30 protein-coding genes and 3 tRNA genes are annotated in these 24,559 nt (G+C 68.4%); 12 read left to right on the forward strand and 21 right to left on the reverse strand.

Annotated elements, in window-relative coordinates:
* The 4 genes from HHL11_RS00005 to HHL11_RS00020 all read right to left on the reverse strand — a co-directional run.
* A partial coding sequence (locus HHL11_RS00005; RefSeq protein WP_169416340.1) for a GTP-binding protein occupies nucleotides 1-473 on the reverse strand: 473 nt, incomplete at its 3' end.
* Between the two features lie 35 nt (nucleotides 474-508).
* Nucleotides 509-583, reverse strand: a tRNA-Thr gene (locus HHL11_RS00010).
* A 44-nt stretch (nucleotides 584-627) separates the two neighbouring features.
* A tRNA-Gly gene (locus tag HHL11_RS00015) sits at nucleotides 628-701 on the reverse strand.
* A 70-nt stretch (nucleotides 702-771) separates the two neighbouring features.
* A tRNA-Tyr gene (locus tag HHL11_RS00020) sits at nucleotides 772-857 on the reverse strand.
* A gap of 96 nt (nucleotides 858-953) precedes the next feature.
* Between HHL11_RS00020 and HHL11_RS00025 the strand changes: the two genes are divergently transcribed.
* Nucleotides 954-2,081, forward strand: coding sequence for a patatin-like phospholipase family protein (locus HHL11_RS00025; RefSeq protein ID WP_169416341.1), 1,128 nt, complete (start codon nucleotides 954-956; stop codon nucleotides 2,079-2,081).
* On the opposite strand, the gene HHL11_RS00030 is transcribed toward HHL11_RS00025, so the two are convergent.
* Nucleotides 2,078-3,271, reverse strand: a complete 1,194-nt coding sequence (locus HHL11_RS00030) for an amidohydrolase (protein WP_169416342.1) — start codon at nucleotides 3,269-3,271, stop codon at nucleotides 2,078-2,080. The two genes, HHL11_RS00025 and HHL11_RS00030, sit on opposite strands and share 4 nt — an antisense overlap.
* Nucleotides 3,272-3,273: 2 nt before the next feature.
* A complete protein-coding gene (locus HHL11_RS00035; protein ID WP_169416343.1) occupies nucleotides 3,274-4,272 on the reverse strand; it encodes a Bug family tripartite tricarboxylate transporter substrate binding protein in 999 nt (332 codons plus the stop codon).
* 91 nt (nucleotides 4,273-4,363) lie between these two features.
* Here HHL11_RS00035 and HHL11_RS00040 point away from each other — a divergent pair, with 91 nt between their 5' ends.
* Nucleotides 4,364-5,302: a LysR family transcriptional regulator gene (locus HHL11_RS00040; protein WP_169416344.1), complete on the forward strand. Its 939-nt coding sequence runs from the start codon at nucleotides 4,364-4,366 to the stop codon at nucleotides 5,300-5,302.
* Here HHL11_RS00040 and HHL11_RS00045 read toward each other — a convergent pair.
* The 8 genes from HHL11_RS00045 to trpE all read right to left on the reverse strand — a co-directional run bounded on the left by HHL11_RS00045 (nucleotide 5,299) and on the right by trpE (nucleotide 12,167).
* Nucleotides 5,299-5,994 (reverse strand): uracil-DNA glycosylase, encoded by a 696-nt coding sequence (locus tag HHL11_RS00045; protein ID WP_169416345.1) that lies wholly within the window; start codon nucleotides 5,992-5,994, stop codon nucleotides 5,299-5,301. The genes HHL11_RS00040 and HHL11_RS00045 overlap by 4 nt on opposite strands.
* A complete protein-coding gene (gene trpC, locus HHL11_RS00050; RefSeq protein WP_169416346.1) occupies nucleotides 5,994-6,785 on the reverse strand; it encodes an indole-3-glycerol phosphate synthase TrpC in 792 nt (263 codons plus the stop codon). Before trpC ends, HHL11_RS00045 begins: the two co-directional genes overlap by 1 nt.
* 3 nt (nucleotides 6,786-6,788) lie before the next feature.
* Nucleotides 6,789-7,820 (reverse strand): anthranilate phosphoribosyltransferase, encoded by a 1,032-nt coding sequence (trpD, locus tag HHL11_RS00055; protein WP_169416347.1) that lies wholly within the window; start codon nucleotides 7,818-7,820, stop codon nucleotides 6,789-6,791.
* Nucleotides 7,821-7,842: 22 nt separating this feature from the next.
* The gene (locus HHL11_RS00060) at nucleotides 7,843-8,484 is read right to left on the reverse strand and encodes a LysE family translocator (protein WP_169416348.1); all 642 of its coding nucleotides are present in this window, start codon (nucleotides 8,482-8,484) and stop codon (nucleotides 7,843-7,845) included.
* 3 nt (nucleotides 8,485-8,487) lie between these two features.
* On the reverse strand, nucleotides 8,488-9,534 hold the full coding sequence (gene ltaE / locus HHL11_RS00065) for a low-specificity L-threonine aldolase (RefSeq protein ID WP_169416349.1): 1,047 nt from the start codon (nucleotides 9,532-9,534) through the stop codon (nucleotides 8,488-8,490).
* Nucleotides 9,531-10,103, reverse strand: coding sequence for an aminodeoxychorismate/anthranilate synthase component II (locus tag HHL11_RS00070; protein ID WP_169416350.1), 573 nt, complete (start codon nucleotides 10,101-10,103; stop codon nucleotides 9,531-9,533). The genes ltaE and HHL11_RS00070 overlap by 4 nt, the downstream gene beginning before the upstream one ends.
* Before the next feature lie 85 nt (nucleotides 10,104-10,188).
* Nucleotides 10,189-10,647 (reverse strand): GxxExxY protein, encoded by a 459-nt coding sequence (locus tag HHL11_RS00075; protein WP_205964185.1) that lies wholly within the window; start codon nucleotides 10,645-10,647, stop codon nucleotides 10,189-10,191.
* Nucleotides 10,644-12,167, reverse strand: coding sequence for an anthranilate synthase component I (gene trpE / locus HHL11_RS00080; RefSeq protein ID WP_169416351.1), 1,524 nt, complete (start codon nucleotides 12,165-12,167; stop codon nucleotides 10,644-10,646). Before trpE ends, HHL11_RS00075 begins: the two co-directional genes overlap by 4 nt.
* Before the next feature lie 348 nt (nucleotides 12,168-12,515).
* Here trpE and HHL11_RS00085 point away from each other — a divergent pair, with 348 nt between their 5' ends.
* Nucleotides 12,516-13,103: a chalcone isomerase family protein gene (locus HHL11_RS00085; protein WP_169416352.1), complete on the forward strand. Its 588-nt coding sequence runs from the start codon at nucleotides 12,516-12,518 to the stop codon at nucleotides 13,101-13,103.
* A 1-nt stretch (nucleotide 13,104) separates the two neighbouring features.
* On the opposite strand, the gene gph is transcribed toward HHL11_RS00085, so the two are convergent.
* The 3 genes from gph to HHL11_RS00100 form a co-directional block, all read right to left on the reverse strand.
* Entirely contained in the window at nucleotides 13,105-13,752 is a 648-nt protein-coding gene (gene gph / locus HHL11_RS00090) for a phosphoglycolate phosphatase (RefSeq protein ID WP_169416353.1), read from the reverse strand.
* A 30-nt stretch (nucleotides 13,753-13,782) separates the two neighbouring features.
* Nucleotides 13,783-14,145 (reverse strand): KGG domain-containing protein, encoded by a 363-nt coding sequence (locus HHL11_RS00095; protein ID WP_169416354.1) that lies wholly within the window; start codon nucleotides 14,143-14,145, stop codon nucleotides 13,783-13,785.
* A 117-nt stretch (nucleotides 14,146-14,262) separates the two neighbouring features.
* The gene (locus HHL11_RS00100; protein ID WP_169416355.1) at nucleotides 14,263-16,422 is read right to left on the reverse strand and encodes a catalase; all 2,160 of its coding nucleotides are present in this window, start codon (nucleotides 16,420-16,422) and stop codon (nucleotides 14,263-14,265) included.
* A 395-nt stretch (nucleotides 16,423-16,817) separates the two neighbouring features.
* On the opposite strand from HHL11_RS00100, the gene HHL11_RS00105 reads away from it, so the two are divergent.
* The gene (locus tag HHL11_RS00105; protein WP_169416356.1) at nucleotides 16,818-17,066 is read left to right on the forward strand and encodes a hypothetical protein; all 249 of its coding nucleotides are present in this window, start codon (nucleotides 16,818-16,820) and stop codon (nucleotides 17,064-17,066) included.
* Nucleotides 17,067-17,076: 10 nt separating this feature from the next.
* On the opposite strand, the gene rpe is transcribed toward HHL11_RS00105, so the two are convergent.
* Entirely contained in the window at nucleotides 17,077-17,763 is a 687-nt protein-coding gene (gene rpe, locus HHL11_RS00110) for a ribulose-phosphate 3-epimerase (RefSeq protein ID WP_169416357.1), read from the reverse strand.
* Nucleotides 17,764-17,817: 54 nt separating this feature from the next.
* On the opposite strand from rpe, the gene apaG reads away from it, so the two are divergent.
* The 8 genes from apaG to HHL11_RS00150 are packed head-to-tail and all read left to right on the forward strand — an operon-like array spanning nucleotide 17,818 to nucleotide 23,467.
* Nucleotides 17,818-18,198 (forward strand): Co2+/Mg2+ efflux protein ApaG, encoded by a 381-nt coding sequence (gene apaG, locus HHL11_RS00115; protein ID WP_169416358.1) that lies wholly within the window; start codon nucleotides 17,818-17,820, stop codon nucleotides 18,196-18,198.
* Between the two features lie 12 nt (nucleotides 18,199-18,210).
* Nucleotides 18,211-19,470 (forward strand): cation:proton antiporter, encoded by a 1,260-nt coding sequence (locus tag HHL11_RS00120; RefSeq protein WP_169416359.1) that lies wholly within the window; start codon nucleotides 18,211-18,213, stop codon nucleotides 19,468-19,470.
* Nucleotides 19,463-20,638, forward strand: coding sequence for a YbdK family carboxylate-amine ligase (locus HHL11_RS00125; protein WP_425355176.1), 1,176 nt, complete (start codon nucleotides 19,463-19,465; stop codon nucleotides 20,636-20,638). Before HHL11_RS00120 ends, HHL11_RS00125 begins: the two co-directional genes overlap by 8 nt.
* A 4-nt stretch (nucleotides 20,639-20,642) precedes the next feature.
* Entirely contained in the window at nucleotides 20,643-21,602 is a 960-nt protein-coding gene (gene thiL / locus HHL11_RS00130; RefSeq protein WP_169416360.1) for a thiamine-phosphate kinase, read from the forward strand.
* Nucleotides 21,599-22,081 carry a thermonuclease family protein gene (locus HHL11_RS00135; protein WP_169416361.1) on the forward strand — a complete coding sequence of 161 codons (483 nt, stop codon included), beginning with the start codon at nucleotides 21,599-21,601 and terminating at the stop codon, nucleotides 22,079-22,081. Before thiL ends, HHL11_RS00135 begins: the two co-directional genes overlap by 4 nt.
* Nucleotides 22,078-22,581, forward strand: coding sequence for a phosphatidylglycerophosphatase A family protein (locus HHL11_RS00140; RefSeq protein ID WP_342593148.1), 504 nt, complete (start codon nucleotides 22,078-22,080; stop codon nucleotides 22,579-22,581). Before HHL11_RS00135 ends, HHL11_RS00140 begins: the two co-directional genes overlap by 4 nt.
* Before the next feature lie 5 nt (nucleotides 22,582-22,586).
* Complete coding sequence (locus HHL11_RS00145; RefSeq protein WP_425355201.1) at nucleotides 22,587-23,063, forward strand: CinA family protein; 477 nt, start codon at nucleotides 22,587-22,589, stop codon at nucleotides 23,061-23,063.
* On the forward strand, nucleotides 23,060-23,467 hold the full coding sequence (locus tag HHL11_RS00150) for a methylglyoxal synthase (protein WP_169416363.1): 408 nt from the start codon (nucleotides 23,060-23,062) through the stop codon (nucleotides 23,465-23,467). Before HHL11_RS00145 ends, HHL11_RS00150 begins: the two co-directional genes overlap by 4 nt.
* Before the next feature lie 18 nt (nucleotides 23,468-23,485).
* Here the strand turns inward: HHL11_RS00150 and HHL11_RS00155 are convergent, their stop codons facing one another.
* The 3 genes from HHL11_RS00155 to HHL11_RS00165 form a co-directional block, all read right to left on the reverse strand.
* Nucleotides 23,486-23,737 (reverse strand): hypothetical protein, encoded by a 252-nt coding sequence (locus HHL11_RS00155; protein ID WP_169416364.1) that lies wholly within the window; start codon nucleotides 23,735-23,737, stop codon nucleotides 23,486-23,488.
* Nucleotides 23,738-23,853: 116 nt separating this feature from the next.
* Nucleotides 23,854-24,051: a hypothetical protein gene (locus HHL11_RS00160; protein ID WP_169416365.1), complete on the reverse strand. Its 198-nt coding sequence runs from the start codon at nucleotides 24,049-24,051 to the stop codon at nucleotides 23,854-23,856.
* A gap of 104 nt (nucleotides 24,052-24,155) precedes the next feature.
* Nucleotides 24,156-24,551, reverse strand: coding sequence for a PIN domain-containing protein (locus tag HHL11_RS00165; RefSeq protein WP_169416366.1), 396 nt, complete (start codon nucleotides 24,549-24,551; stop codon nucleotides 24,156-24,158).
* Nucleotides 24,552-24,559: the final 8 nt, after the last annotated feature.

The raw sequence follows: 24,559 nt of genomic DNA on the forward strand, positions 1-24,559 counted from the left end.
AGCAGTTCGCGCACTTCCATTTCGACCAGTTCCAGCAGTTCCGCGTCGTCCACCATGTCGCACTTGTTCATGAACACGATGATGTAGGGCACGCCCACCTGGCGCGCCAGCAGGATGTGCTCGCGCGTCTGGGGCATCGGGCCGTCAGCGGCCGACACCACCAGGATGGCGCCGTCCATCTGGGCGGCACCGGTGATCATGTTCTTCACGTAGTCGGCGTGGCCGGGGCAGTCCACGTGCGCGTAGTGACGGTTCTGCGTCTCGTACTCGACGTGCGCGGTGTTGATCGTGATGCCGCGGGCCTTTTCTTCGGGCGCCGCGTCGATCTGGTCGTAGGCCTTGGCTTCGCCGCCGAACTTGGTCGACAGCACGGTCGTGATCGCCGCCGTCAGGGTCGTCTTGCCGTGGTCCACGTGGCCGATCGTGCCGACGTTGACGTGCGGCTTGGTCCGCTCGAACTTACCTTTTGCCATTTTTTCGACTCCGAAAAAAGATCACAACCAATTCGTGGTGCCCATGGCGGGAATCGGACCCGCGACCTCTCCCTTACCAAGGGAGTGCTCTACCACTGAGCCACATGGGCAAAAATCCTGTCGCCTAGCTTTCTAGTCCAATTTCGAAGAGTCGTGGAGCGGGAGACGGGAATCGAACCCGCGTCATTAGCTTGGAAGGCTAAGGTTCTACCATTGAACTACTCCCGCATTCGGGAGTTCAACGGCTCCTAAGCGGCAAGCCTGCTCTTTTGCAACTCATCAAATCGGAACATTTCGCTGGTGGAGGAGGCTGGATTCGAACCAGCGTAGGCGTAAGCCAACAGATTTACAGTCTGCCCCCTTTAGCCACTCGGGCACCCCTCCGGCGAGCCCATGACTATAACACCATTCGCGGCCCAGGTCGCGCAGCGAGCTGCGATCCGTCACGAAATCTGGCTCGCGCATTGCTAACCTGCTTCCATGCGAATGCTCAACCTGGCCCTCCAGGGCGGCGGCTCCCACGGGGCCTTTACCTGGGGCGTGCTGGACGCCCTGCTCGAGGACGGCCGGATCGTCCCCGAAGGAATCAGCGGCACCAGTGCCGGCGCCGTCAATGCCGTGGCGCTGGCCAGCGGCTGGGCCAAGGCCGAAGCCGCCGGCCGCGACCCGCGTGAAGGCGCCCGCGAGAAGCTGGCGGGCATCTGGCACCGGGTCAGTGCGATGGGCAGCCTGGGGACGCTGCAGCAGCAGTTCACCCGCATGCTCTGGGGCGGGCTGCCGCCGGAGCTGTCGCCGGGCGCCTTCATCGGCAATGCCTGGCGCGGCCTGCTGTCGCCCTACCAGGCCAATCCACTGGACATCAACCCGCTGCGCGGGATGCTTGAAGAAGAGATCGACTTCCAGGCAATTGCGGCGCACGCAACGCTCAAAGTGTTCGTTTCGGCAACGCACGTGACCACCGGCAAGGCCGTTGTGTTCAGCGGCAGCCGGCTCGACGCGCGTGCCGTGCTGGCCTCGGCCTGCCTCCCCTTGCTGTTCCAGGCGGTGCAGATCGACGGCGAGCCGTACTGGGACGGCGGCTATTCCGTGAACCCGGCCCTGTCACCGCTGATCCGCGAGTGCCGCTCGTCCGACGTCATGCTGGTGCAGATCAACCCGCTCGAGCGGTCCAAGACGCCCAAGACCTCGGCCGAGATCCTGGACCGCATCAACGAGCTGACCTTCAACGCCAGCCTGCTGACGCAGATGCGCGCCATCGATTTCGTCAACCGGCTGCTGGCCGAAGGCGCGATTTCGCACGAGCGCTGCAAGAGCGTGCGGCTGCACCGCATCGAAGGCGGTCCGGCGCTGGAGGCCTACCCGCCCTCCAGCAAGACCTCGGCGGACGGCGTGATGATCAGCCGGCTGTTCGACGCCGGCCGCGCCGCGGGCAAGGAGTGGCTGGACCTGCAGTTCGCCGCGCTGGGCGAGCGCGGCACGGTGGACATCGGCCGGGACTACCTGGACGACACACAGCTGGAGCTGCCCCATCCGTCGTCGCTGGCCGTGTCCATCGGCCGGGGCTTCCGGCCGTGGCTGGCGCGCTGGCTGCGCCTGCAGCGCGGCTAGCGCTGGTTCAGCACGAAAGGCGCGGCAGCGAACATGCGCACGCCGTGCTCCAGCGCGTCTTCGTCGAAGTCGAAGTGCGGGTGGTGGTGCGGGTGGCGGATGCCCTTGGCCTCGCTGCGCGCGCCGATCAGCGCATAGGCTCCGGGCGTGTTCACCGTGAAGGCGCTGAAGTCCTCGCTATTGGGCAGCGGGTTCATCGTGTGCAGCGGGATCTCGGGCAAGGCGCCCTGCACCGCCTCGCGCAGCGCCGCGGCGGTGGTGGCGTCGTTGACCACCGGCCGGTAGCCGCGCACGTATTCCAGCTCGATGGTGGCGCCGTGCGCGTCGGCCACGCCGCGGGCGATGCGCTCGATGCGCCCCGGCACCGCGTCGCGCACGGCCGGTGAATAGCAGCGCACCGAACCCGAAAGCTCCGCATGGTCGGGGATCACGTTGAAAGCCGTGCCCGCATGGAAGCGCGTCACCGAGACGATCAGCGCATCGTGGGCATCGGTGTTGCGCGCGACGATCGCCTGCAGGTTGGCGACGATCTGCGAACCGATCCAGATCGGGTCGATGCAGCGGTCCGGGTTGGCCGCGTGGCCGCCCTTGCCCTGCACGCGCAGCACGAAGCGGTCGGAACTGGCCAGGGTCGGGCCATCGAGCACCACGATGCGGCCGGTGTCCACGGTGGACATCACGTGCGCCGCGATGATCTGGTCCACGCCTTCCATGACGCCCGCATCCACCATCTGCTGCGCGCCACCGGGGTGCTGCTCCTCGGCGTGCTGGAAGAAGAAGCGCACCTCGCCCGGCAGCTGCTCGCGCAGGCCGGCCAGCAGGCGTGCCGCGCCCAGCAGCATCGCCGCGTGGCCATCGTGGCCGCAGGCATGCATGGCCCCGGGGCGCAGCGAGGCGTAGTTGCAGGTCTTCGCGTCCTGCAGCGGCAGGGCGTCGATGTCGGCGCGGATCGCCAGCACCTTGCCGGGCTGCGCACCCTGCAGGCGCGCGACGATGCTGGTCGCCGTCGGCCGCTCCAGGCTCAGGCCCGGGATCTTGCGCAGTTCGCCTTCGATGAAATCGGCGGTGTCGAACTCCTTGAAGGACAGTTCGGCATGGCGGTGCATGTGGCGGCGCCAGTCGACCACCTGCGGGTGCTGCGTGCGCGCCAGGCCGGCGAGGTCGCGCGCAAAGGCTTCGTTGAGGGCCATGTTCACTCCACTTCGATCTTGCGGACCTGGACCACCTTGCGCACGCGCTCCAGTGTGGTGGCGATCATCTTGCCGAACTGCTCCGGCGAATTGCCGATCGGGTCCGCGCCCAGCTCCTTCATGCGGGCCTGCACCACCGGGTCCTTCAAGGCCTCGACGGCCGCGGCCTGCAGGCGCGCGACGATGGGCGCCGGCGTCTTCGCGGGCGCGACCAGGCCGAACCAGGTGATCGCCAGCTCGTTCAGCTCCGGGTGGCCCAGCTCCTTGAACGTGGGCACGTTGGGCAGCGCCGGCAGGCGCTTGTCCGCAGCAACCGCGAAAGGCACCAGCTTGCCGGCCTTGATGAAGGGCGCGGACGACGGGTACTGGTCCGACAGCACCTGGGTCTCGCCCGCGAGCGCGCCGTTGATCACGAGGCCCATGCCGCGGTAGGGGACGTGCCGCAGCTGCAGCTTGAGCTCGTCGTTCATCGCTTCGATGATCAGGTGGCCGATCGAGCCGACGCCCGGCGAGCCCGAAGTGAACTGGCCCGGCCTGGACTGCACCAGCGTCACGAACTCCTTGAAGTCGTGGACGTTCAGGCTCGGGTTGGTCGAGAACACCGACGGAATGGAGGCCAGCGCGGTGATCGGCGCGAAGTCCTTGATCGGGTCGGTGCGCGAGGCCTTCAGCAGCACCGGGTTCACGGCCAGCGTGCTCACGGTGCCGACGCCGATCGTGTAGCCGTCCGGCGCAGCACGGGCCACGGCCTCGGCGCCGATCGCGCCGCCGGCGCCCGCGCGGTTGTCCACCACCACCGGCTGGCCCAGGGCCTTCTGCATGCGGTCGGCCACCAGCCGGGCCACGATGTCGGTCGAGCCGCCGGGCGCGAAGGGCACGATCAGCTTCACCGGCTTGTCCGGGTAGCCGTCCTGCGCCACCGCGGTTTGCAGGCCGAAGGCGGCCAGCGAGCCGGCCAGCGCGATCGCCGCGAAGGAGCGGCGCTTCCCAGAAATTCTCATTTGCAGGTCCTCGTACGAAACGCCTGGATTATCGGAAGCCGCTATTGGCATTTCCAATCGGCTTTACGATGAATCCATAAGCACCGCGTATATGTCCGACCCTGCCGTCCTGTTCAACCGGCTGCTGGCCCGCGGCCGGCTGCGCCACCTGCACCTGCTGGTGGCGCTGGCCGATGCCGGCAGCGTGCAGCGCGCGGCAGCCGTCGTCGGCATGAGCCAGCCCGCCGCGACGCAGGCCCTGGTGGACCTCGAGGAGCTGTTCGACGCGGCGCTGTTCGAGCGGCATGCGCGCGGCGTGCGCTTGACGAGCTTCGGCGAGGCGGTCGTGCCGGTCGCGCGCAACGTGCTGCAGGCCTTGCGTTCGTCCACCGAGGCCGTGGCGGCGCTGCGTGCCGGGGCGCAGGCGCTGCTGCGCCTGGGCTGCATCCCCGCGGCCGCTTCCAGCCTGCTGTGCCGGGCGCTGCCGCGGCTGGTGGCCGCCCAGCCGGGGCTGCGGGTCGAACTGTCCGAGCACAACACCGACCACCTGATCCCCGAACTGGCGGCCGGCCGGCTCGACGCGGTGCTGTGCCGCAAGCAGCGTTCGCTGCCGCCGGACTGGCGCTTCGAGCTGCTGCTGCGCGACGAACCCGTGGTCATCGCCGCGCCTGAACATCCGCTCGCCCGCCAGCCCAAGGTGCCGCTGGCTGCGCTGGCCATGCAGGCCTGGATCCTGCCGCCGCGCGGCATGGGCGTGCGCGACTACCACGAGGAACTGTGGGCGGCCCATGCCAACCCGCCGCCGGTCTATCCGCTGGTGACTACCGCGCTGCCGGTGGTGCTGGAGGCCATGCGCACGACCGGCGCCGTCACACTGCTGCCTCGCAGCATGGTGGGCCAGCTGGTGGAATGGGGCGTGGTGGCTGTGCTCGACGTAGCCCTGCCCGTGCTGCCGCAGGCCGGCCTCGAAGGGATCGGGCTGCTCACCACCGGCGAGGCCGACCCGCCCGCGCTCACCGCCTTGCGGGCGCAGTTGCGCGCACTGGCCTAAAAGACGCCCTGCACGCCCCGGTCGGCGAGCCACTCGCGCGCCTGCGTGAAATGCCCGCAGCCCAGGAAAGGCACAGGCAGCCGCCGCGCCGATAGCGGCGAGGGATGATTCGCCTGCAGGATGAGGATGTCCCGCCCATGCTGCCGCGCCGTCGCCTCGATCAGCAGCGCCTTGGCCTGCGCATGCGCGCCCCACAGCAGGTAGACGCAGGGCGTGGCGCTCGCGGCCACCAGTTGCACGAGGCGGTCCGTGAGCGCCTCCCAGCCCTTCTCCGCATGGCTGGCCGGCTGGCCTTCTTCCACGGTGAGGCAGGCGTTCAGCAGCAGCACTCCATGGCGCGCCCATTCCACCAGCGAGCCGCTTTTCGGGCTGCAGCCCATCTCCTTGAAGATGTTCCGCAGCGAAGGCGGCAGCCTCACGCCTTCCGCCACGGAAAACGCCAGCCCCTCCGCCTGGCCATGCCCGTGATACGGGTCCTGGCCCAGCACCACGGCATGCACGCCTTCCAGCGGCGTCAGCTCCAGCGCACGCAGCGGATGCGGCGGGTAGATGGTGGCGCCTGCCTCGATGCGCTCGCGCAGGAAGGCTGCCAGGCGCTGCCCTTCGACGCTGGCGAGGAAGCCGTCGACCGCCTCGCGCCAGCTGGACGCGAGCGGCCACTCCGCGGGCGCCCAGTGCGTCAGCCGGTCCATCAGGCGCCGAACAGGTTTTCCAGCGCCTCGCCCGGCTCGTCGGCGCGCATGAACGCTTCGCCGACCAGGAAGGCGTGGACGCCGGCGGCGCGCATCTTCTGCACGTCGGCCGGAGCCAGGATGCCCGACTCGGTGACCAGCACGCGGTCCGCCGGCACCTGCGGCAGCAGGCCCAGCGTGGTGTCCAGGCTCACCTCGAAGGTGCGCAGGTTGCGGTTGTTGATGCCCAGCAGCGGCGTCTTGAGCTTCAGCGCGCGCTGCAGCTCTTCGCCGTCGTGCACCTCCACCAGCACCGCCATGTCGAGGCTGCGGGCGATCGCTTCCAGCTCCGCCATCTGCGCGTCGCTGAGGCAGGCGGCAATCAGCAGGATGCAGTCCGCGCCCATGACGCGCGACTCGTACACCTGGTAGGGGTCGACCAGGAAATCCTTGCGCAGCACCGGCAGGTCGCAGGACGCGCGTGCCTGCTTCAGGAAGTCCGGCTCGCCCTGGAAGAACTGGCGATCCGTCAGCACCGACAGGCAGGCCGCGCCGTGCTCGGCATAGCTCTGCGCGATGTCGGCGGGGATGAAGTCCTCGCGGATCACGCCCTTGCTGGGACTCGCCTTCTTGACCTCGGCGATCACGGCGGCCTTGCCCGCCGCGATCTTGGCGCGCAAGGCGCCGGCGAAGTCGCGCGTCAGCACGCGGCTGAAAGCGTCCTCGCGCACCGCCTCCAGCGATCTCTTCTTCCTGGCCGCCGCGACTTCCTCGCGCTTGACGGCAACGATCTTTTCCAGGATGTCAGCCATGGTTCAACCCGCCAGGCTCTTGCTCACGCGCACCAGCTGCTCGAGCTTGGCGCGGGCGGCACCCGTTTCAATCGCAGCACGCGCCTTCGCGATGCCCTCGGGGATGTCCTTGGCGACGTTCGCGGCATACAGCGCGACGCCTGCATTGAACACCACGATGTCGCGCGCGGGCCCGGCCTGGTTGTCCAGCACCTGGCGCATCAGCGTCACCGACTCCTGCGGCGACTCCACCTTGAAGGTGCGGTTGCTCGCCATCGGCAGGCCGAAGTCTTCCGGGTGGATCTCGTACTCGGTGATCTCGCCGTTCCTCAGCTCGCCCACCATCGTGGCCGCGCCCAGGCTCACTTCGTCCATGCCGTCGCGGCCGTAGACGACGAGCGCGTGGTCGGCGCCGAGGCGCTGCAGCGCGCGCACCTGGATGCCCACCAGGTCCGCGTGGAACACGCCCATCAGGATGTTGGGCGCACCGGCCGGGTTGGTCAGCGGACCGAGGATGTTGAAGATGGTGCGCACGCCCATTTCCTTGCGCACGGGCGCCACGTTCTTCATGGCCGGGTGGTGGTTGGGCGCGAACATGAAGCCGATGCCGGCCTCGGCGATGCACCTGGCGATGGCTTCCGGCGACAGGTTCAGCGCGACGCCCAGCGCTTCCACCACGTCGGCACTGCCGCTCTTGCTGGAGACGCCGCGGTTGCCGTGCTTGCTGACCTTGGCGCCGGCGGCGGCCGCCACGAACATGCTGGTGGTGGAGATGTTGAAGGTGTGCGAACCGTCCCCGCCGGTGCCGACGATGTCAACCAGGTGGGTCTTGTCGACCACGTTGACCTTGGTGGCGAACTCGCGCATCACCGTGGCGGCGGCGGTGATCTCGCCGATGGTTTCCTTCTTCACGCGCAGGCCGGTGATGATGGCCGCGGTCATCACGGGCGACAGTTCGCCGCTCATGATGAGGCGCATGATCTTGAGCATCTCGTCGTGGAAGATCTCGCGGTGCTCGATGGTGCGCTGGAGCGCTTCCTGGGGCGTGATGGACATGAGCTGTCTCCTCGGGGATGCGTTATCGGGACGGGCTCTCGGCCAGCGCGAGGCGCAGGCCGAAAGCGATGAACATGGCGCCGGCGGCCCGGTCCAGCCACTGCATGCCGCGCCGTACGGCGCCGCTGCGGGCCATCCAGGCGGCGGCCAGCGCCCAGCCGCTGTTGACGGCGACGCTGTTGACGTTGAACAGCGTGCCCAGCGCGACGAAGGCCAGCGCCTTGTGCTCGACGACGGGCGCGATGAACTGCGGCACGAAGGCCAGGAAGAAGATCGCGACCTTGGGGTTCAGCACATTGGTGAGGAAGCCGCCGCGGAAAACCTGTTTCAAGGTTTTGGGCGTGCCCTCGCAGGCCATCGGTGAGCTCGCAGGCGAACCGCGGCTCACCAGCAACTTCACGCCAACCCACAACAGGTAAGCCGCGCCCGCCCATTTCAGGACATTGAACGCCGCCGACGAAGCCGCAAGCAGCGCGCTCACGCCGATCGCCGCGGCGAACACGTGCACGAAGCAACCGGCGGTGATCCCGAGCCCCGCGACCACACCCGCTTTCGCGCCGCTCCGCAGCGAGTTGCTGACGATGTACAGCACGTCGGGCCCGGGCGTGAGGTTCAGCAGCAGGCCGGCAGCGATGAACAGCAGGAGGTGTTGCAGATCCGGCATGCCTCAGGCCTTGAAGAAGGAGCGGATCGCCGCCACCGCGCGATCGACGCCGGCGGCATCGACGTCGAGGTGCGTCGCGAAGCGCAGCCGGTACAGGCCCGTGGCCAGCACGCCGTTGCGCTGCAGGTGCGGCAGCAGCCCGCCCGAACGCTCGCGCGCGGGACCGACGAGATCCACGAACAGGATGTTGGTCTCCGGCGCTTCCACCTGCAGGCCTTCGATGCCGGCCAGCCCGTCGGCCAGCCGCTTCGCCAGTGCGTGGTCCTGCGCCAGCCGGTCGATCTGGTGGTCCAGGGCATAGCTGGCGGCAGCGGCCAGCAGGCCGGATTGCCGCATCGCGCCACCGGCCATCTTGCGGATGCGGCGGGCGCGGGCGATCAGGTCCCTGGACCCGCACAGCGCGGAGCCGACCGGCGCGCCGAGGCCCTTGCTGAAGCAGACCGAGACGCTGTCGAAATGCCGGGCGATGCGGCGCGCCTCCGCCCGGGCATCGCTGCCCGTCTGCGCCGCCTGCGCCACCGCGGCGTTGAACAGGCGGGCGCCATCGAGGTGCGTGGACAGGCCCTTGGAACGCGCCAGCGCGGTCGCCTGCTCGAGGTACGCCATGGGCATCACCTTGCCGCCCAGCGTGTTCTCCAGCGCCAGCAGCCGGGTGCGCGCGAAGTGCGGGTCGTCCGGCTTGATGGCCGCTTCGATGTCCGCGAGCGCCAGCGTGCCATCCGGCTGGTGGTCCAGCGGCTGCGGCTGCACGCTGCCGAAGACAGCGGCGCCGCCGCCCTCCCAGCGGTAGCAGTGCTGCATCTGGCCCACGATGTATTCCTCGCCGCGCTGGCAATGCGCGAGCACGCCGCACAGGTTGCTTTGCGTGCCGGTGGGGACGAACAGGGCCGCCTCGAAGCCGAGGAGTCCGGCGATCTGGTCCTGCAGCGCGTTGACGCTGGGATCGTCGCCGAAGACGTCGTCGCCCAGCGGCGCGGCCAGCATGGCGGCGCGCATGCCCTCGGTGGGCTGGGTGACGGTATCGCTGCGCAGGTCGACCGGCTTCGTCATCTTTTCTGCTCCAGGAAGTTCTTCAGCATCGCGTGCCCATGCTCGGTGAGGATGGACTCGGGGTGGAACTGCACGCCTTCGAGCGGGATCTCCGCGTGGCGCACGCCCATGATCTCGCCATCATCGGTCCAGGCCGTCACCTTCAGCTCGCGCGGGCAGCTTTCGCGCTCGATGGCCAGCGAGTGATAACGATTGACCGTGAACTTCTCGGGCAGGCCCGCGAACACGCCTTCACGCGTGGTGGTGATCTCGCTGACCTTGCCGTGCATCAGCTGCTGCGCGCGAATGATCTTGCCACCGAGCGCGGCGCCGATGGACTGGTGCCCCAGGCAGACGCCCAGGATAGGGAGCTTGCCGGCGAAGTGGCGAATGGCTTCAACCGATATTCCCGCTTCGGCAGGCGAGCAGGGACCAGGCGAAATCACCAGGCGATCGGGCGCGCGCGCGGCGATGCCTTCGACAGTGATTTCATCATTGCGAAACACCTCCACCTCCGCACCCAGTTCCCCGAAGTACTGGACCAGGTTGTAGGTGAAGCTGTCGTAGTTGTCGACCATCAGGAGTTTCATCGGGCGCTCCCACAGGAAAACGGACTTCCGGACGCAAAAGCCGCAAAGGTCACGCAAAGAACGCAAAAGGGAATCAGTGAGGACTTCATAGCTTGTTGACGACCCTGTGGATTCCCTTGACGACAGGGAACGAATGAAAGTTGATCAGGAGCCCGATCTTGTGTCCCGAAAGCCGGAGGTAGGACAGCAATTGCGCTCGGTGTACGTCCAACACTCCGTCCAAGGCCTTGAGCTCGACGAGCACTGAATCTTCGACAAGAAAGTCAGCACGGTACAAGACGCCGATGTCGCGACCTTTGTAGTGGCCCGAAATTGGCAACTCTCTGGCGCACCGGAGTCCGCGCTCCGTAAGCTCGATGGCGAACGCCGCCGCGTAAGCACTCTCCAGGAGTCCGACTCCGAGCACTCTCTGCACCTCGACCGCCGCCCCGATGATGTCGTGGGAACAGTCCCCCTCCATTTCAGGCTGTTCCTTTTGCGTCCTTTGCGTAACCTTTTCGCCCTTTGCGCCCTTTGCGTCCGGAAGTTGGATGTCGGTCTTCATTCCAACCCCTCCTCGACCAACTCGGACGCGCGCAGCAAGGCCCGCGCCTTGGCTTCGGTTTCCTTCCACTCCATCTCTGGAACGGAGTCGGCCACCACGCCTGCAGCCGCCTGCACATAAAGGGTGGAATCCTTGATGATGCCGGTCCGGATCGCGATCGCCACGTCCATGTCGCCCGCGTAGCTGAGGTAGCCGCAGGCGCCGCCGTACAGACCGCGCTTGTTCGGTTCCAGCTGGTCGATCAGTTCCATCGCGTGCACCTTCGGCGCGCCGGTCAGCGTGCCGGCCGGGAAGGTGGCGCGCAGGACGTCCATGTTGCTCATGCCGTCCTTGAGGATGCCTTCGACGTTGCTCACGATGTGCATCACGTGGCTGTAACGCTCCACCGCGAACGCCTCGGTCACCTTCACCGTGCCGGTCTTGGCGATGCGGCCGATGTCGTTGCGCGCCAGGTCGATCAGCATCACGTGCTCGGCCCGCTCCTTCTGGTCGGCCACCAGCTCCTTCTGCACAGCCTCGTCGACCTCAGGCGTCGCACCGCGCGGGCGCGTGCCGGCCAGCGGCCGGATGGTCACCTTCTCGCCGGCGTCCGTGTACTCGTGCCGCACCAGGATCTCCGGCGAGGCTCCCACCACATGGAAGTCGCCGCCGCCGCTGGCCAGCGTGCCGGTGAGGTTGTAGTAGTACATGTAGGGGCTGGGGTTCAGCGAACGCAGCGCCCGGTACAGCGACAGCGGCGACTCGGTGTAGCGCTTCTTGATGCGCTGGCCCACCTGCACCTGCATGAAGTCGCCGGCGGCGATCAGCTCCTTGGCCCGGTCCACGGCCTTCAGGTAGTCGGCCTTCGCGAATTCGCGTTCGGCCGGGAAGCTTTCGGTCTGCTTCACCACCGGGGCGCTCACCGAGTACTTCAGCTGCTCCTTCAGTTCGCGCAGGCGCTTCTTGCCGTTGCTGTACGCCTCCGCCTTGCCAGGGTCGGCATAGACGATCAGGTACAGCTTGCCCGAGAGGTTGTCGATGACCGCCAGCTCCTCGCATTGCAGCAGCAGGATGTCCGGGCAATGCAGCGTGTCCTGCGGGCAGCTCGCTTCGAGCTTCTTCTCGATGTAGCGCACCGTGTCGTAGCCGAAGTAGCCGGCCAGGCCACCGCAGAAGCGCGGCAGCCCCGGCCGCAGGGCTACCTTGAAGCGCTTCTGGTAGGCCTCGATGAAATCCAGCGGATTGCCGGCGGCCGTCTCGACGACCTGGCCGTCGGTGACGACCTCGGTCTTGGCCTCGGCGCCGAAACCGCTCGCGCGCAGGAAGGTGCGCGCCGGCAGGCCGATGAAGCTGTAGCGCCCGAAGCGCTCGCCGCCGACGACGGACTCCAGCAGGAAGCTGAGCTTGCCGCCGCCACGGGCGTGCGCCAGCTTCAGGTAAAGCGAGAGCGGGGTTTCGAGGTCCGCGAAGGCCTCGGCAATGAGGGGAATGCGGTTGTAGCCTTGCAACGCAAGGCTCTTGAATTCGAGTTCGGTGATCAAGGGTGAGCCTCCACAAGCTCGGCGGCCTAGACGCTTTCAGCGGCCGCGGGATCCGGTGATGTCGCGGCGAAGGCCGGGACGCGGGGGCACGGGCTGTCCCGTGCGATCAGGTGCGCACTTGAACAGGCTTGCGCCAGGGCCAGGCCCCCCGGTCGCTGCAACCTGTGATCGTCGTGCGGTGGATGAACATACGAACGGACAGTGTAGCAAACGCATTCGCCGGCGGCCGTCAATCGCAGGAAAGACACAACAGGACCGCAAAAACCCTCTGGTACTCGGCGGGACCACGCGTGACAATCCGTAACGGTTAAGTGAACGACCGTTCGATTTCCTACGACGGAGACACACATGCGACTCAACCGACTGCTCGCCTGCGCCCTGCTCGCAGGCTGCATGCTGCCCTGGGCGGCGCGGGCCGAAGTCACCCTGTCCGGCGTGAAGTACGAAGACGCCACCGAGGTGCGAGGCAGCAAGCTGCAGCTCAATGGAGCGGGCATCCGCTACAAGGGCCCGTTCAAGGTCTACACGGCCGCCCTCTACATCGGCAAGAAGGCTGGCACCCCCGAAGAAATCTACGCCTCGCCCGGGCCCAAGCGCATCACGGTGACCATGCTGCGCGACATCGACGCCAGCGAGCTGGGCAAGCTGTTCGTGCGCGGCGTCGAGGACAACATGGAGAAGGCGCAGATGGCGCGGCTGATCCCCGGCCTCATGCGCATGAGCCAGATCTTCAGCGACCACAAGCACCTGAACACCGGCGAGAGCTTCACGGTGGACTGGGTGCCGGGCACCGGCACGATCGTCGCGGTGCGCGGCGTGGCCCAGGGCGAGCCCTTCAAGGAGCCGGAGTTCTTCAACGCGCTGCTGCGCATCTGGCTGGGCCCGGTGCCGGCGGACTGGAAGCTGAAGGACAGCCTGCTCGGCAAGCCGGCTTGATTCAAAGCACCTTCAGCACGTCCACCAGCGAGTCGACGTAGCCGTTCGCGTCGACTTCGCGCACCGGCCGCCCGTGGTTGTACCCGTAGGTCACCAGGACCACGGGGCAACCGGCGGCGCGCGCCGCCGCGGCGTCGTTGCTCGAGTCGCCCACCATCAAGGTCTGCGCCGGCAAGGTGCCCAACGCGGCGCAGGTTTTCAGCAGCGGCAGCGGGTCCGGCTTCTTGCGCTCGAAGGCGTCACCGCCGAACACCAGTTCGAAAGCGCCGGCCAGCCCCTTGGCCCGCAGCAGCTCGCGCGCGAATTCGGTCGGCTTGTTGGTGAGGCATGCCAGCCGCAGGCCGGCCGCGCGCAATTGCGCTACGCCCTCGGCCACGCCGGGATAGACCTGCGAATGCCGACCGTTGATGGTGGGATAGATGCGGTGGTAGGCGTCCCAGGCGGGCTCGTACAGCGACGCTGGCGCGCCGACGTGCGCCAGCGTCGTGCGCAGCAGGTGTTCGGTGCCCTTGCCGATGAAGCCTTCGATGGTTTCCTTGGGAACCGCGGGCCAGCCGAGCTCGGCCAGGGTGCCGGCTAGCGCGGCACTGAAATCGCCCAGGGTGTCGACGAGCGTTCCGTCGAGGTCGATGATCGCGGCTTGCAGCATGCGCCGAGCATAACGGCGCGCGCCGCGCCGCTAGGCGCCGGTCGCGCCGCCCTGGCTGCCGCCCGGATCGCTGCCCGCGCTGCTGCTGGCTGCCGCCGCCGCGGCCTGCGCGCCGCGGTGCGCGCCGGACGCTTCGCCGCCCTTGCGGCCGGCCGCGCGCGCTTCCTCGGAGTCGAATTCGTGGGCGGTGCCGCGCTCGTGCGCCGCCTTGCCGCCCTTGCTGCCGGCCTCGCGCGCTTCCTCGGAGGTGAACTCGTGGGCGGTGCCGCGCTCATGCGCCGCGCGTCCGCCCTGGCTGGCGATCTCGCGCTGGCGCTCGGGGTCCATCGAGGCGAAGCCGCGGCCGAAGCTGCGGGCCGGCGGGCCGCCGCCGGGAGGGGTGCTGGATGCCATGGATAGCTCCTGAATGATTTCTTCTGGCAACCATTGAGCAGCCGGCAGAGCTGGCAAGCAGTAGGTGGCGCGGAAAATACCTTGTAGGACTCTCCTGCCGCCGGGTTGCGCCTGCGCCTACGCGGGCACCTGCTCGACGAGCGCGCGCGTCCAATGCCGGTGCTTGGCGATCGCGGCGATGAAGTCCTGCGCCATCTGCAGGCGCGCGGTCGGTTCGTTGCTGCCGAACACCACGCCCGCGGGCGCCGGCACGTCGTCGGCGACCACGCCGGCCAGCCGCAGCAGTTGCACCGACTCGCCGATGAGGCACAGCGCCTTGCAGTGCTTGTACGCCTCCAGCACGAAGTGCACCGCGTTGCCGTCCTTGGCCAGCGCTTCGGCGGCGGCCGCGCCGCCCGGCACCAGCACCGCGTCGAACATCACCGAGGGCATGTTCTGGAAGGTGTGGTCCGCAGGCACTTGCTGGCCCGAAGACGAAGAGACCGGCCCCAGCTGCGCCGCCACCACCTTGGTCGTGGCGCCCGCATCCAGCAGCGCCTGCTGGATCACCTTCATCGCGCCCAGCTCCGCGCCAGGCGCCAGCAGGATCGCGACCTTGCGCGTCTGGATCGTGTTGCCGTTGCCTTCCATGCTGAGCGAAGGCGCGGACTCCACCAGCGCCTTGGTGGCGGGCGCCTCGCGGAAGCCCGAACGGCCCGCCGCCGCCTTGGGGTCCGGCACGGCGATGCCCAGCGGCTCGGCCACCTTGCGCGCCAGCCGCATGTCCACGTGCGCCAGGTTGTCCACCACGCGCTGGCGGATCGCCGGCGTTTCCACCTTGGACAGCTCGAACTGGTAGCCCGCGATGATGTGTTCCTTCTCCGCCGCGCTCTGGCTGTTCCAGAACAGCGTGGCCTGCGAGAAGTGGTCGTCGAAGCTGGGGCTGCGGCGCCGGATCTTGGGCGACTCCAGCGCCTCGGGGTAGCTCTGGAAACCCTGCTCGCCGCCGTCGACCCGGAACTCCGAGCCGTTGCCCAGCGTGTTGGGCTCGTAGGCCACGCGTCCCTTGTTGATCAGCATGCGGTGCATGCCATCGCGCTGGAAGTTGTGGAAGGGGCAGACGCCGCGGTTGATCGGCAACTCGTGGAAGTTGGCGCCACCCAGGCGCGACAGCTGCGTGTCGGTGTACGAGAACAGGCGGCCCTGCAGCAGCGGGTCGGCGGTGAAGTCGATGCCCGGCACCACGTGCCCGGGGTGGAAGGCCACCTGCTCCGTTTCCGCGAAGAAGTTGTCCGGGTTGCGATTGAGCACCAGCCGGCCGACGGTGGTGATGGGCACCACTTCCTCCGGCACCAGCTTGGTCGGGTCCAGCAGGTCGAAGCCCAGGCGACCCGCGCGGTCCTCGTCGATCAGCTGCAGGCCCAGTTCCCATTCGGGGAAATCACCGCGCTCGATGGCGTCCCACAGGTCGCGGCGGTGGAAGTCCGGGTCCTTGCCGGCGATCTTCTGCGCCTCGTCCCAGGCCAGGCCGTGCTTCCCCAGCTTGGGCCGCCAGTGGAACTTGACGAAGTGCGACACGCCGCGCGCGTTGACGAGGCGGAAGGTGTGGACCCCGAAGCCTTCCATCATGCGGTAGCTGCGCGGGAGGGCACGGTCGCTCATCACCCACATCAGCATGTGCGCGCTCTCGGGCATCAGCGACACGAAGTCCCAGAAGGTGTCGTGCGCACTGGCTGCCTGCGGCATCTCGTTGTGCGGCTCCGCCTTGATGGCGTGCACGAGGTCCGGGAACTTCATCGCGTCCTGGATGAAGAACACCGGGATGTTGTTGCCCACCAGGTCGTAGTTGCCTTCGCGCGTGTAGAACTTGACGGCGAAGCCGCGCACGTCGCGCACGGTGTCGGCGCTGCCGCGCGAACCCACCACGGTGGAGAAGCGCACGAACACCGGCGTCCGGCTGCCCACTTCCTGCAGGAAATCAGCCTTCGTGTATTCCACCAGCGGCCGGGTCAGCTCGAAGTAGCCGTGCGCGGCCGCGCCACGCGCGTGCACCACCCGCTCGGGGATGCGCTCGTGGTCGAAGTGGGTGATCTTCTCCCGCAGGATGAAGTCTTCCAGCAGGCTGGGGCCGCGCAGCCCCGCCTTGAGGGAATTGTGGTTGTCGGGCAGGACGACGCCCTGGTTGGTCGTGAGCAGGTTCTCGGGGCCCTGCGAGGAGGCTTCCAGCTGCTTTTGGCGGCTGGCGACGGCATCGCCAGCCTTGGTTTTGCGCGAGCCGTCCGTGCGGGACGAGGCCATGGGTTATCTCTCCGGGATGGGTTCGGATCCGGGCGCCGGTGGGCGCGGGTGCGTTTGCGAAGGAAAGGGTCAGGCGAGGTCGAAGATGGCGTCCAGCCCGCGCGCAAGCGCGGCCAATGCCAGGACGCCGGCGCCGCCGGCGGCCAGCCACGTCAGCCATTCCGGTATCACGGGTGCGAGCTCCATCCGGTTCTCCTTCGCCTAGCGGGCGATGCTTTCATCCTGCATTGCACCGCGCCTCAGCCACGCAAGCCGTAGCCCTTCAGCGGGCGCGTTTGTGGGGCGCCGCCGCCATGCTTCGTAGGAGGTGTCCGACAGTGGCTCGGCTCCTTGGCGGACGGCGCTGCGCCGGCGTCCTACCGCGCGCCGCGCGGCTGCGCAGCACCATGGGCGCCATGAGACAGGAAGACAGACAGAAGGACGGCGCGCAACCCGCGCGCGGCGACACCGTCAGCGCTCAGGGCGAGACGCAGGCGCCGAAGGCCCGCACGCCGAACGAGCACGACGAGTCAGCCGACAGCCAGGCCTCGGAAACCGAAGCGAACCACCGCGTGGGCGACATCGCGCGCAAGGACGTGGAGAGTGGCAGCAAGGACACCGACAAAGGGCCGGTGCTGGACTCGGCTTACCAGAGGCAGAAATGAACTGCCGGCCTTATTTCAATGCAGCGCGCATGCCGTCGATGACGGCCTTGTAATCGGGCTTGCCGAAGATCGCGCTGCCGGCCACGAAGGTGTCCGCGCCCGCGGCCGCGACGCGCGCGATGTTGTCGCCCTTGATGCCGCCATCCACTTCGAGGCGGATGTCGCGGCCGCTCGCGTCGATGCGCTTGCGGGCCTGCTCGATCTTGCGCAGCGCCGAGTCGATGAAGCTCTGGCCGCCGAAGCCCGGGTTGACGCTCATGATCAGGATCAGGTCGATGTCCTCGATCACCCAATCCAGAACGTCGAGCGGCTGCGCCGGGTTGAAGGTGAGGCCGGCCTTCACGCCCTTGGACTTGATCGCCTGCACGCTGCGGTGCACGTGCGCCGACGCGTCCGGGTGGAAGCTGATGTAGTCGGCCCCGGCCTCCGCGAACGCCTGCGCCAGCGCATCGACCGGCTGCACCATCAGGTGCACGTCGATCGGCACGGCCTGGCCATCGGGCGTCTTCGCATGCGGCTTCAGCGCGCCGCACACCATCGGGCCGAAGGTGAGGTTCGGCACGTAGTGGTTGTCCATCACGTCGAAGTGGATCCAGTCCGCACCCGCTGCGATCACGTTGCGGACCTCTTCGCCCAGGCGGGCGAAATCGGCGGACAGGATGGACGGGGCGATGCGATAGGTGGGACGCTGGCTCATGCCCCGATTGTCTCCTAGCAAGAGCCGGGCCGCCGTTCGGTTTAGCATTGACCCATGGACAAGTATGCGTTCCGCGTCGAAGTCCAGCCCCAATACCTGCCGGAGCAATCTGCGCCGGCGCAAGGGCTGTACAGCTTCGCCTACACCATCACGGTCACCAATACCGGCGAGGTGCCCGCCCAACTGATTGCACGGCACTGGCTCATCACCAACGAGCTGGGGCAGGTCGAGGAGGTGAAAGGCCTCGGCGTTATCGGCCAGCAGCCCTTGCTGAAGCCCGGCGAATCCTTCGAATACACCAGCGGCTGCCGCCTGCGCACACCCAGCGGCACCATGCAGGGCAGTTACTTCTGCGTGGCCGAGGACGGCGAGCGCTTCGATGTCGAGGTCCCGCTCTTCGTGCTGGACGACGGCAGCCACCGCGTGCTGCATTGAAAGATTGAACCCATGGATGAAGTGATGGCCATCTGGGCCGAGTGGCTCAAGCCCTCGGCCGGCCTGCCCACGGTGCAATGGTCGCTGCTGCTGGCCCTCGCGGCTGCGGCCGGCCACCTGCTGCAACGCTATACGGGCCTGCCCAAGGTGGTGGGCTATTCGATCATCGGCACGCTGGCCGGCCTGGCCGGCTTCTCCGGCGCGGTCTGGCCGCTGCAGGGCGTGGCCCTGTTCCTGCTGGAACTGGGCGTGTCGGTGGTGCTGTTCGAAGCGGGCGGGCGCATCCCGCTGCGCTGGTTCCGCCACAACCCGATGGTGCTGCTGCAAAGCGTGCTCGAATCGGTGCTCACGGCGATCGCCGTGTACTACGTGCTGCGCTACCTCGACGTGCGGCAGAGCGTCGCGCAGGCCGTCGCCCTGATTGCGATGGCGGCTTCGCCCGCGGTGTTGAGCCGCGTGATCATCGACACCCGCGCCGCGGGGCCGGTGACCGAGCGCGCGATGGTGCTGTCGACGCTGAGCACCTTCTATGCGCTGACCATGGTGGCCGCGATGGTCGGCATGCTGCACAAGGGCCAGGAAGGCGAGCTGCAGCGTTCGCTGTATCCCGTGGGCGTGGTGCTGGGCATCTCCATCGTGGTCGGCGCGATCCTCGCGCTGTTCCTGCGTTCGGCGTTGCGGGTGATGAGCCCGACCAGCGAGAACACGTCCATCCTCTTCATCGCGCTGATCGCCGCCGGCACCGCGCTGGCCGCGCACTTCGGCGGCTCGGCGCCGCTGGCCGCGCTGCTGGCCGGCCTGCTGCTGAAACAGCTGCATCCGCGCCCCTGGGCCTGGCCGCGGCAGCTGGGCACCGCGGCCTCCCTGCTGACCATGCTGATGTTCGTGCTGGTGTCGGTGGTCGCGGCCAAGGCCGACTGGAATCCCGCGGTCGCGGGCCTGGTCGCGGCATTGGTGCTGGCGCGCGGCATCGCCAAGATCTGCGGCATCTCCCTCGCCAACTGGGGCAGCGGCACCAGCTGGAAGCAGGCCCTGTGGACCGGCTGCGCGATGTCGCCGATGTCCTCGGTGGCGCTGCTGCTGGTCTCGCAGTTCGTGACGGCCTCGATGACGCTGGGCCCACGCGTGGCCAGCATCGCGCTGCCGGCGATCCTGCTGATGGAGATCCTGGGCGCGATGATCGCCACCTTCGCCATCTACCGCGCCGGCGAAAGCCTCAAGCCCTGGGGTCCGCAGGACACGCAACTCATGGCGGGAGAAGCCCGTGGATAAGCGCGTCGAACCCCTTCTGCAAGCCTCGGTGCCGCCGGAACCGCCGCCGGAGCTGGAACCCTTCCACCAGTCGGCCGCACTGTCGCTGGGCGTGGAGCTGGAACTGCAGCTCGTGAACACGCACGACTACGACCTCGCGCCGTACTCGGACGAAATGCTGCGGCTGATGCGCAAGATCCCGTTGCCAGGCTCGGTGGTGCCGGAGATGACCTCCAGCATGATCGAGGTCTCCACCGGCATCTGCCATTCGGCCAGCGAGGTGCTGGGGCAGCTGTCGGAGATCCGCGCGGCGCTGGTGCGCTGCGCCGACAAGCTGAACATCGCCTGCGTCGGCGGCGGCACGCACCCTTACCAGCAGTGGCACGAGCAGCGCATCTACGACCGCCCGCGCTTCCGCCAGCTGTCCGAGCTGTACGGCTACCTGTCCAAGCAGTTCACCATCTTCGGCCAGCACGTGCACATCGGCTGCCCGGACGCGGATGCGGCGCTGCTGATGCTGCACCGCATGTCGCGCTACATCCCGCACTTCATCGCGCTGTCGGCCAGCTCGCCCTACGTGCAGGGGCAGGACACGCAGTTCGATTCGGCGCGGCTGAATTCGGTGTTTGCCTTCCCCATGAGCGGGCGCGCGCCTTTCACCCTCAGCTGGGACGAGTTCGCGAAGTGGTTCGCCAAGAGCACGCGCACGGGCGTGGTCAAGAGCATGAAGGACTTCTACTGGGACATCCGGCCGAAGCCCGAATTCGGAACCATCGAGATCCGCGTGTTCGACACGCCGCTGACGGTGGAGCGCGCCGCCGCCTTGTCCGGTTTCGTGCAGTCGCTGGCCGCCTGGTTCCTGAAGGAGCAGCCCTTCGTGCCGGAGGAAGACGACTACATGGTCTACACCTACAACCGCTTCCAGGCCTGCCGCTTCGGGCTGGAGGCGGTGTACGTGGAACCGTCGACGGGCGAGCACATGCCGCTGCGCGAGCACATCCAGCAGACGCTGGCGCGCATCATGCCGCACGCGCTGGAGCTGGGCGCCGGCGGCTCGATCGACACGCTGCGCATGTCCGCCGAGATGGGCGCCAACGACGCCCGCTGGCTGCGCGAGAACTATTCGCGCGAGCGCCTGCTTGCCGAGGTCGTGCGGCAGGCCGCCGAGCGCTTCCGCGGCCGGACCTGAGGCGATGGGCGAGTTCGACCTCATCGCGCGCTACTTCACGCGGCCCGCCCGCCGCAACGCCCTGGGCGTGGGCGACGACTGCGCCTTGCTGCAGCCGGGCCCCGGCATGCAACTGGCCGTGTCGACCGACCTGCTGGTCGAAGGCCGGCACTTCCTGTCGACGGTGGACCCGCGCAGGCTCGGGCACAAGTCGCTCGCCGTGAACCTGAGCGACCTGGCCGCCTGCGGCGCCGAGCCGCTCGCCTTCACGCTGGCGCTGGCGCTGCCTGCGGTCGATGAAGCCTGGCTGGCCGGCTTCGCCGCAGGAATGTTCGCGCTGGCCGACGCCCATGGCTGCGAGCTGGTGGGCGGCGACACCACGCGCGGGCCGCTGGCGATCAACATCACGGTGTTCGGCGAAGTGCCTTCCGGCGACGCGCTGCTGCGCTCCGGCGCGCAGCCGGGCGACGACCTGTGGGTCAGCGGCACCTTGGGCGATGCGCGGCTCGCGCTGGAGGCTTTGCGCGGCACGGTCTCGTTGCCGGAAGCGGTGTTCGCGGCGGCGCGCCGCCGGCTCGAAGAACCGCAGCCGCGCGTTGCACTGGGTCGCGCGCTGCGTGGCGTGGCCAGCGCGGCCATCGACATCAGCGACGGCCTGCTGGGCGACCTGGGCCACGTGCTGCAGCGTTCGGCCGTGGGTGCGAGCGTGGACGCCGAGGCGGCCGCCGCGCTGCTCGCCGCGCGCACGCAGATGGCTTTGCCGCCCGAACAAGTGAATGCGCTGGTGCTGGCCGGCGGCGACGACTACGAACTTGCCTTCACCGCGCCGTCGCGGCTGCGTGGTGCGGTGGAAGCCGCAGCTCGCGCCAGCGCGACGCCGGTGACGCGCATCGGCCGCATCGAGGCCGAACCCGGACTGCGCGTGCTGGACGCGCGTGGCCAGCCGCTGGCGCAACGCTTCCCCGGCTTCGACCATTTCGCATGAAGCTGCTGCTGCGCGCCCTCTTCCTCCTCGTGCTCGCCGCCGGCGCGCACGCCGCCACCTGGCGCGGCACGGTCAGCCACGTCAGCGATGGCGACACTTTGTGGGTGCGCCCGGCGGGCCAGGGCGGGGATGCGGTGGAGATCCGCATCGTCGACATCGACGCGCCGGAGAGCTGCCAGGCCTTCGGCCCGCAGGCGAAGAAGGCGCTCGCCGCCCGCCTGCTGTACCAGCCCGTCATCGTGCGCACGCGCGGCTTCGACGACTACGGCCGCCGCCTGGCGCAGCTGCAGCACCGCGACCAGGACATCGGCGCCTGGCTGGTGCGCGAAGGCTATGCCTGGTCCGGCGTGTTCCACAACCGGCGCGGCCCTTACGGCGGCCTCGAGGACGAGGCGCGGCGCGCGCACCGCGGCCTGTGGGCCAATCCGAAGGCGGAAGAGCCGCGCGCCTTCCGCCAACATCACGGGAGTTGCGTGTGAGAGCCCTGCCCCCCACGACCCGCTTCCTGGTGTCGCACCCTGCGCATCTCGTCGCGCTGGGCTTCGGCTCGGGGCTGTCGCCCTGGGCCCCCGGTACCTTCGGCACCGTCTGGGCCTGGCTGGCCTGGCTGGTGCTCTCGACGTGGCTGCCCGCAGCCTGGCTGGGTTGGGTGGTCGTCGCGGCCATGCTGGTCGGCTGGTGGGCGTGCAGCGTGACCGCGGAGCACCTGCGCATCGCCGACCCTTCGCACGTGGTGTGGGACGAGGTGGCGGCCTTCTGGTTGATCCTGTGGCTGGTGATGCCTGCCGGCTGGCTGGGCCAGCTGGTCGCCTTCGGCCTGTTCCGCTTCTTCGACGCCGTGAAGCCCGGCCCGGTGGGCTGGGCCGACCGCACCTTCAAGGGCATGGGCTGGCGCGGCGGCTTCGGCATCATGTTCGACGACCTGGTCGCAGCCTTCTGCACGCTGCTGGTCATCGCTTTGTGGAGGCGACTATGGTGAACGCCATCGATACGCAGGCGCTGTGCGAACAGCTGGCGCAGGCGCTGCTCGCGCGCGGCGAGATGCTGGCCACGGCGGAAAGCTGCACCGGCGGCCTGATCGCCGCCGCCTGCACGGACCTGAGCGGGTCCAGCAACTGGTTCGAGCGCGGCTTCGTCAGCTACTCGAACGCGGCCAAGACCGAGCTGCTGGGCGTGGACGCGGCGCTGGTCGCGCAGCACGGCGCCGTCAGCGAGGTGGTCGCGCGCGCCATGGCCTTCGGCGCGGTGCGCCACTCACAGGCGCGCGTGAGCGTCGCCGTCACCGGCGTGGCGGGGCCAACCGGTGGCACGCCGGACAAACCGGTCGGCCTGGTGTGGTTCGGCTTCCAGGTCGATGGCCTGCTGACCAGCGAGCAGAAGCGATTCCCCGGCGATCGCGCGGCGGTCCGCGCCGCCACGGTGCGCCACGCACTGCAACGGCTGCTGGAGCTGCTGGCATGAACATGCCGCGCATCGCGCTGATCGCGCACGACCACCGCAAGGACATCATCGTCGCCCTGGCGCGGGAGTTCCGGCCATTGCTGGCGCAGTGCCGCCTGTGCGCCACCGGCACCACCGGCGGCCGCATCGCCGCCGAAGCGAGCCTGGACGTCGAGCGCCTTCTCTGCGGCCCGATGGGTGGCGACCTGCAGATCGGCGCGCGGCTCGCCATGGGCGAGATCGACATCGTGATCTTCCTGCGCGACCCGATGACGCCGCAGCCGCACGAGCCCGACATCAATGCGCTGGTGCGCGCCTGCGATGTCCATGACGTGCCCTGCGCGACCAACGAGTCGACGGCCCGCCTGCTGCTGCGCCAGCTGGCGACGGATCTTCAGCGCGCGGCGATCCCGCCCTTGCCGTAGCCCGGGAGGGCGCCGCGCCTACGGACAAGGCATGTTCACGCGCCGGCGCGCGCGGCGGCCGACCAGGCGCGGCAGCATGTAGGAACGGCGCAGGCCTTCGACGGCGCACGCTGCCGTGGATTTCATGTCGTGGCCCAGCGCGGCCAGCTCTTCGTCGATCTCGGCGATGCGATCGCCCCAGCGCCCGGTCTGCATCTGGTCCATGCTGAGCACGGTTCGCAGCGCGAGCAGGTTGCGCACCAGGCGCGCGTTGCGTTCATCGGGGGACATGGGACTCTTCGCTCCGTTCTCGATCGACATGCTCCTAGCATCCCACGTGCCAGGTTGCATTCGTGTCGGAGTGAAGCGGGACAGCGCATGCCGTTCGCCTACCTCGGAGGTAGTACTCAGCCCCGTGGCAAAGCCATCCGGCCGCTGCCCTTGCAGTTCATGCAGGAGAGATAGAGCAGGCCTGGATTCGGCTCAAAGGCCGGGTCATAACGGAACCAGCCGCCCGAACCGAGACATTCGTCGCAGTCCGTGGGCAGCGGCGCCGCATGAGCCGGGGTGAAGGACGGTTGCTGTTGCTGTACGGTGGCGTCCATGGTGTCGTTTCCTCGCAAGACCACCAAGCTACGCATGGAGAGCTTGTTTACAGTCAGCGCCCGCTTGCGGTGCGCGTAGGAAACACACGCGATGAAACGTAACCTCAGCTGCCCCAGATTGGTGTGGCCACCACGTCGAGCTTCGCCAGGCGCTTCTTCATCCGCAGGACTTCCCCGTCCTTGCTGACCAGGGCGCAACGGTGTGCGACCGCCAGGTCGATGAACTTCTGGTCGTCCGGGTCGCCGCAGGTCACCGGCGCCTTGGCCGGCACCTCGTGCAGCTGGGCATGGCGGTCGAAGGCCGCCAGCACGGCATCTGCGTCGCCGACCTTGGGCGCCAGCTTGGGATAGGCCAGCACCCGCGCCAGCTCTTCGCGCATCGCCGCCGTGGCCAGCCAGCGCAACGCGCCCTGCTCCAGCCCTGCGGCCAGCGGCTTCACGCGCTCGTCGCTGAACACGAACAGGTCCAGCACGATGTTGGTGTCAAGAACCAGCTGCATAGGCCACC

It is taken from the genome of Ramlibacter agri, assembly GCF_012927085.1.
Taxonomy (GTDB): domain Bacteria; phylum Pseudomonadota; class Gammaproteobacteria; order Burkholderiales; family Burkholderiaceae_C; genus Ramlibacter; species Ramlibacter agri.

Bases quoted from the DNA above. Each gene is read 5' to 3' on its own strand.
- HHL11_RS00160 (WP_169416365.1), bottom strand. From the start codon at position 24,051: ATGGACGCCACCGTACAGCAACAGCAACCGTCCTTCACCCCGGCTCAT.
- trpC (WP_169416346.1), bottom strand. From the start codon at position 6,785: ATGGCTGACATCCTGGAAAAGATCGTTGCCGTCAAGCGCGAGGAAGTC.
- HHL11_RS00095 (WP_169416354.1), bottom strand. From the start codon at position 14,145: ATGGCATCCAGCACCCCTCCCGGCGGCGGCCCGCCGGCCCGCAGCTTC.
- apaG (WP_169416358.1), top strand. From the start codon at position 17,818: ATGGACAAGTATGCGTTCCGCGTCGAAGTCCAGCCCCAATACCTGCCG.
- HHL11_RS00100 (WP_169416355.1), bottom strand. From the start codon at position 16,422: ATGGCCTCGTCCCGCACGGACGGCTCGCGCAAAACCAAGGCTGGCGAT.
- HHL11_RS00165 (WP_169416366.1), bottom strand. From the start codon at position 24,551: ATGCAGCTGGTTCTTGACACCAACATCGTGCTGGACCTGTTCGTGTTC.
- HHL11_RS00155 (WP_169416364.1), bottom strand. From the start codon at position 23,737: ATGTCCCCCGATGAACGCAACGCGCGCCTGGTGCGCAACCTGCTCGCG.
- HHL11_RS00035 (WP_169416343.1), bottom strand. From the start codon at position 4,272: ATGAGAATTTCTGGGAAGCGCCGCTCCTTCGCGGCGATCGCGCTGGCC.
- HHL11_RS00120 (WP_169416359.1), top strand. From the start codon at position 18,211: ATGGATGAAGTGATGGCCATCTGGGCCGAGTGGCTCAAGCCCTCGGCC.
- HHL11_RS00040 (WP_169416344.1), top strand. From the start codon at position 4,364: ATGTCCGACCCTGCCGTCCTGTTCAACCGGCTGCTGGCCCGCGGCCGG.
- HHL11_RS00045 (WP_169416345.1), bottom strand. From the start codon at position 5,994: ATGGACCGGCTGACGCACTGGGCGCCCGCGGAGTGGCCGCTCGCGTCC.
- rpe (WP_169416357.1), bottom strand. From the start codon at position 17,763: ATGAGCCAGCGTCCCACCTATCGCATCGCCCCGTCCATCCTGTCCGCC.
- HHL11_RS00075 (WP_205964185.1), bottom strand. From the start codon at position 10,647: ATGAAGACCGACATCCAACTTCCGGACGCAAAGGGCGCAAAGGGCGAA.
- HHL11_RS00060 (WP_169416348.1), bottom strand. From the start codon at position 8,484: ATGCCGGATCTGCAACACCTCCTGCTGTTCATCGCTGCCGGCCTGCTG.
- HHL11_RS00030 (WP_169416342.1), bottom strand. From the start codon at position 3,271: ATGGCCCTCAACGAAGCCTTTGCGCGCGACCTCGCCGGCCTGGCGCGC.
- trpD (WP_169416347.1), bottom strand. From the start codon at position 7,820: ATGTCCATCACGCCCCAGGAAGCGCTCCAGCGCACCATCGAGCACCGC.
- HHL11_RS00070 (WP_169416350.1), bottom strand. From the start codon at position 10,103: ATGAAACTCCTGATGGTCGACAACTACGACAGCTTCACCTACAACCTG.
- HHL11_RS00150 (WP_169416363.1), top strand. From the start codon at position 23,060: ATGAACATGCCGCGCATCGCGCTGATCGCGCACGACCACCGCAAGGAC.
- ltaE (WP_169416349.1), bottom strand. From the start codon at position 9,534: ATGACGAAGCCGGTCGACCTGCGCAGCGATACCGTCACCCAGCCCACC.
- thiL (WP_169416360.1), top strand. From the start codon at position 20,643: ATGGGCGAGTTCGACCTCATCGCGCGCTACTTCACGCGGCCCGCCCGC.
- HHL11_RS00025 (WP_169416341.1), top strand. From the start codon at position 954: ATGCGAATGCTCAACCTGGCCCTCCAGGGCGGCGGCTCCCACGGGGCC.
- HHL11_RS00135 (WP_169416361.1), top strand. From the start codon at position 21,599: ATGAAGCTGCTGCTGCGCGCCCTCTTCCTCCTCGTGCTCGCCGCCGGC.
- HHL11_RS00105 (WP_169416356.1), top strand. From the start codon at position 16,818: ATGAGACAGGAAGACAGACAGAAGGACGGCGCGCAACCCGCGCGCGGC.
- gph (WP_169416353.1), bottom strand. From the start codon at position 13,752: ATGCTGCAAGCCGCGATCATCGACCTCGACGGAACGCTCGTCGACACC.
- HHL11_RS00085 (WP_169416352.1), top strand. From the start codon at position 12,516: ATGCGACTCAACCGACTGCTCGCCTGCGCCCTGCTCGCAGGCTGCATG.